We start from the raw sequence: 1,285 nt of genomic DNA, 5'->3' as shown, positions 1-1,285 counted from the left end.
GTACCGCCGGTACCGGTCCGGGGCCCTCACGCGAACGGGGCACTCCGGGGCCTCAACGCCCCAGCAGCTCACCGCCGTTGCAGTGCAGGATCTCGCCGGTGATGAAGCCGGCCTCGGGCGAGGCCAGGAAGTGCACCGCCGCGGCGACCTCGCCGGTCTCGCCGATCCGCCCGAGCAGGGTGCGGGCGGCCCGGCGGGCGACCTCGGCCTCGTCCAGCCGCGGCCCGAAGAACTCGGTACCCGCGACCGTACCCGGCGCGACGATGTTGGCGGTGATGCCCGAGGTGCCCAACTGGGCGGCCAGGAAGTGGTTCCAGGCGTGCAGCGAGGCCTTCGCCGCACCGTACGAGCCGGCCCCGCGCAGGGCGGCGATGGAGCTGATGGTGACCACCCGGCCGGAGCCCGGGGTGAGCCGGTCGCGGACCGACTCCGTGAGCAGCACCACGGTCAGCACGTTGCGCTCGAAGTCGCCGCGCCAGCGCGCCAGCAGGGCGTGCGGCCCGCCGCCGACCACGGTCTCCCGGCTGCCGGCGTTGTTGACCAGGACGTCGATCCGCTCGGGCAGGTCGGCGAGCGCGGCCTCGACGGCGTCCGGATCGGCGAGGTCGCACACCAGCGGGGTGACGTTCGGCCCGAGGTCGGCCGCGGCCTTCTCCAGGACCTCCCGGCGGCGGCCCACGATCACCACGTGGTCGCCTGCCTCGACGAACCGACGCGCGACTTCGTACCCGATTCCCGTGCCACCGCCGGTGACGACGACGTTCCTGGACATCTGCCCACTCCCTCCCCAGTCCCGCCGTCGCGCTGCGAATGTGCGCGACGGTCCGTACCGGAATGCCACGATTCCTATCACGCTCGGTTGCCGTGACTGCGGGGAGGGTGACGTCCCGCACGAGTGAACGTGTGATATGGGCGTGGTACGACGTGCACACGGAGCGTGGCGAGAGGCAGCTCACACCCCCCGGGCGTAACTTCTCGCACCCTGATACGTCTTAGGTTGGTAGTGCGGCAGTTTTTCCGATGGGCGGGGACACGCTGAACGGCAACGTGTTCCCGCGCTTCCACCGGGCTGTCGCCGACGGGGCTCCGGCGGGCCCCGGGAACGGTCGTCGGTCTCGACGGCCGCCGCGCACGACGCCGGGGTTCTGGCGGGCCAGGGACGCTTTGAGCGGCCGTCCCCGGTTGCGGCCGGCCCCGGAGTCGTGCGCCGTTCGGTTCCGTCCCCGCGCGGGCCCTCGGGCACGCCACCGGGGCGCGAAGGGGCCCGGCCGCTCAGGCAGCGGCC

General features: G+C 73.2%; 1 protein-coding gene. It reads right to left on the bottom strand.

Features of this window, described 5'->3' with window-relative positions; translation table 11 throughout:
• Window positions 1-52: 52 nt before the first annotated feature.
• Window positions 53-772, bottom strand: coding sequence for an SDR family NAD(P)-dependent oxidoreductase (locus tag ACFU7Y_RS44030; RefSeq protein ID WP_224282240.1), 720 nt, complete (start codon window positions 770-772; stop codon window positions 53-55).
• Window positions 773-1,285: the final 513 nt, after the last annotated feature.

It is taken from the genome of Kitasatospora sp. NPDC057542 (assembly GCF_042801945.1).
GTDB lineage: Bacteria > Actinomycetota > Actinomycetes > Streptomycetales > Streptomycetaceae > Kitasatospora.
The sequence above is the reverse complement of the archived record's forward strand: the minus strand, read 5'-3'. Positions and strand labels throughout refer to the sequence as shown.

Bases quoted from the DNA above. Each gene is read 5' to 3' on its own strand.
- ACFU7Y_RS44030 (WP_224282240.1), bottom strand. From the start codon at position 772: ATGTCCAGGAACGTCGTCGTCACCGGCGGTGGCACGGGAATCGGGTAC.